Source organism: Demequina sp., assembly GCF_016278775.1.
Lineage (GTDB): Bacteria > Actinomycetota > Actinomycetes > Actinomycetales > Demequinaceae > Demequina.
In genome coordinates this window covers 1-3,538 of record NZ_JADQBF010000092.1, presented here as the reverse complement: position 1 = coordinate 3,538, position 3,538 = coordinate 1, and the positions used below count along the sequence as shown (strand labels likewise).

At 65.3% G+C, this 3,538-nt stretch carries 3 protein-coding genes; all 3 read right to left on the bottom strand.

Going from position 1 to position 3,538, the window contains the following annotated elements; genetic code table 11:
- Nucleotides 1-1,037: M15 family metallopeptidase (locus tag QZZ33_RS10460; protein WP_291379938.1), on the bottom strand; the 1,037-nt coding region annotated here is incomplete at its 3' end.
- A gap of 121 nt (nucleotides 1,038-1,158) precedes the next feature.
- Nucleotides 1,159-2,214: a hemolysin family protein gene (locus QZZ33_RS10455; RefSeq protein ID WP_291379936.1), complete on the bottom strand. Its 1,056-nt coding sequence runs from the start codon at nucleotides 2,212-2,214 to the stop codon at nucleotides 1,159-1,161.
- Complete coding sequence (locus tag QZZ33_RS10450; RefSeq protein WP_291379934.1) at nucleotides 2,211-3,509, bottom strand: hemolysin family protein; 1,299 nt, start codon at nucleotides 3,507-3,509, stop codon at nucleotides 2,211-2,213. Before QZZ33_RS10450 ends, QZZ33_RS10455 begins: the two co-directional genes overlap by 4 nt.
- Nucleotides 3,510-3,538 lie beyond the last annotated feature (29 nt).

The window sequence follows — 3,538 nt, the reverse complement described above, 5'->3', positions numbered from 1 at the left end:
TCGATCGGCTCTGGCTCTGGAGGAGGAGTGGTTGCCGCGGGGGCGGTGCCGGTCCCGGTTGTCGTGTTGTCAGAAGTCCCGCCGTCTGGTGCACCATTCTGCCACCAGTCGTCGTCGTAGAGGGCGATCTCGTCAACGCCCGGCTTGTACTCCCAGTGCCACGGCTCGTAGAGGCGGTACTTCGCCCAGTCAGGATTCACGAAGTTGAATGCGCCAGCGTTGGCGTTCATCCACTCCCACGGTGCGCCGCGGTCATCACCACGACACAAGTCGATCGCGAGTCCGAAGCCATGCATCGATGTTCCAGGAGAAGCGGCAAGGTAGCCGCGCAAAGACTTCATGCGCACCTGGTCCGCGTAAGAGCGGTAGCCCTCCAGCACACACAGGCTGCGGCCAAACTTGGAGGTAAACTGGGCATTCAGTTCGGCCAAGGCGAGAGCGGCGTCGGCTCGCAAGTAGTTGCCGTCCGGCAACCGGCACAACTGATCTGCTGGCAGTTGCCCGTTCTCCCCAGTGAACTCAGGCGGCATATTGCAGTCGGGAAGCCGATTGCTGGTACTGAACTTCGAGCTCGCCACCGCGAGCGCGTGGGTCTGATCCGCAACGGACGGCAGTTCGATGACCGTCGGCACAAGAGAGGGTCCCCCACCGAGCAAAGCGTGGCCGGTGGTGGGCGTCTGGCCTACCACCACTCCGGGAACGGTCTCCACGCCAGATTGGTACGTGACCACGTTGCCCATGATGGGGTAGACCACCATGGCGAGCCCGAATCCTGCGAGAACTCCTCCGCGCGCCAAGACCTTGCGGCGGCGGTGAGTGGTCCGGATGCGAATCTCATGCGTCTCGGTGAGGCGGCGAACCCGTCGCGAGAACTGGTTCGAGCCGCGAGGGGAGGGCGGCTTTGCGATGGGGCGATACTTCCGCTCGGCCATCGACTCTGCCGGGAACTCTCCGTGGCCCGGGGTGGGGGGCGGCGAGACTGGGGAACCGGAATCGAGGTCGCCAACGTGCTCTGGCGGCGTTCGTCCTGTGGTCACGAAAAGTCCTCCGACGCGTCGTCGATCCCCTGCGCCTCCCGTCCCCAAGAAGGCGGCACCCGAACAGTGTAACCATTCCGTTACCTAGATGGCCAGGCCCGAGTGATTTTGTGTACAAGTCCTACAAATCCGCGGCACCTGCGGTCGGGTGCGATCGGGCGATCATGTCGCGCACCTCGCCGACCAACTCCTCGATGATGTCTTCCAGAAAGACCATGCCTTCAGGGCCGTCGCCTCCCTCGACAAGAGCGACGTGCGCACCCGACGATCTCATGAGGGCCATGACAGCCTCCACCTCCGCGTCCGGTGGCACGGAGGCGAGGTCGCGAACCCTCCAATCGGCGAGCGGCTCCTCACGCTCTCCCGGTCTCACCTGCAGGGCATCCTTGATGTGAAGGTAGCCCACCACCTCGTCGTCAGCGTCACGCACAGGGAAGCGAGAGAAACTCGTCGACACGGCGAGGCGTTCAAGATCCTCCGCCGACGCGCCCCTCGTGACACATACGACATCGGCGAGAGGGATCATCACGTCCCGTGCGGTGTGGTCCGAGAACTCGATGGCGCCGGTCAGCAGCCCCTCGACATCAGTGAGGGTGCCCTCTTCACTCGATCGCGACACAATCATGTGGACCTCGTCCGCCGTGAACGCGGACGTCACCTCGTCACGAGGCTCGATGCGGACCAGTCTCAGCATCCCGTTGGCAACCGCGTTGAGGCTCCCGATGAGCGGCCTGGAGATGCGCGCGATCCACACGAGCGGCGGCCCGAACACCAGCGCCGCCCTGTCGGGACTCGACACAGCCGCGTTCTTGGGGATCATCTCCCCCACCACCACGTGGAGCCCCACGATGATGAACAACGCAATCGTGATCGCCACGGCGTGGGCCGCAGCGTCACTCATCGCACCGTCCAGCCAACCTTCAATCGCGTGAGCCATCGCGGGCTCAGCGACCACGCCCAGAGACACGGAACAGATGGTGATGCCCAGTTGCGCCGTCGCGAGCATGAGCGACACGTTCTCCATGGCCCACAAGACCGTGGCGGCGGCCCGCGAGCCTTGCTCGGCGCGCGGCTGGATCGAGCTGCGGCGCGCAGAGATGATGGCAAATTCCGCGCCCACAAAGAAGGCATTGGCGAGTAGTAGCCCTACGACGGCGAAAGCGAGTCCCACGCTCATGAGACCTCCATGCCCGGCATCACGAGCGCCCTCACCCTGTCGATGCGCCTGCCGTCCATCCGTTCCACGGTGACGAGCACGTTGCCCACCTCGACGTAGTCGCCCACCGCAGGCAGGCGGCCAAGGGTCGCCATCACCAGACCGCCGACCGTCTCATAGATGTGCGAGCTCGGCAGGTTGATGTCGGTGAGTTCGCCCACCTCATCGGGCCTCAACACAGCGGGTAGCACCCAGGCGCCCCCTGCGGCTCGAAAGACGTGGGAGCGGCGCGAGTCGTGCTCGTCCGCCACATCGCCGATCAGTTCCTCCACCACGTCCTCGAGGGTGACGAATCCCGCCGTGCCGCCGTACTCGTCGATCACGAGCGCGCACTGCAGGCCGAGGTCCTTCAGTTCCCCGAGCAACGGACGCAACGGCATGGTCTCGGGAACGCGCGGAGCCTCGACCATGAGGTCGCCCACTTCGGTGCTGTCGCGCTCGTGTGCAGGGACTGCGATCGCCTGACGCACGTGCACCAGCCCCGCCACGTCGTCCACCCCATCCCGAATGACGGGAAAGCGAGAGTGCCCTGTGCCGCGCGCGAGCGCCAAGACGTCGGCCGCAGTTGCGGCAAGGGGGACGGTGTGAAGACGGGTGCGGTCGGTCATCACATCGTCGGCCGCGAGGTCGTCCAGGTCGAGGGTATTGGTCAGCAGCAGCGCGGTGGACGGCGCGAGGGTGCCCACCTCCGCTGACCTCCTCACGAGTGCCGCAAGTTCTTGACGAGACCGGCCTCCAGCGAGTTCCTCTTGGGGCTCCATGCCGAGCAAGCGCACCACGGCGTTTGCGGCGCCGTTGAGCGTCGCGATGAGGGGGCGCAGCACCAAGGTGAACGTCAGCATGAACGGCGCAACGGCCTTGGCCGTCGCCAGTGGCGTCGCAATCGCGGCGTTCTTGGGCACCAACTCGCCCACGATCATGGAGAACACGTTGACGAAGACGAGCGCCACGATGGCAGCGACGGTCGCCGCTGCTGCCCGCACCCACGGCGTGGCGGCGAAGGGCACCTCAAGGAGTTCTGCGAGCGCTGGCTGGGCGGTGAAGCCGAGCATCACGGTCGTCAGGGTGATGCCCACCTGGGCACCAGACAACTGTGTGGAGAGGGACTTGAGGGCCCGCCTGACGCGACGCGTCGACTTTGTGTCGCCGTCGATCTGCGAGGGGTCAAGGGCGACGAAGGAGAATTCGGCGGCCACAAACAGCGCCGTTCCGATGGTGAGGACAGCGCCAAGCGCCACCATTAGCCACGCTGTCACGAGTAGGTGCGCCTTTCGCCCTCCATAGT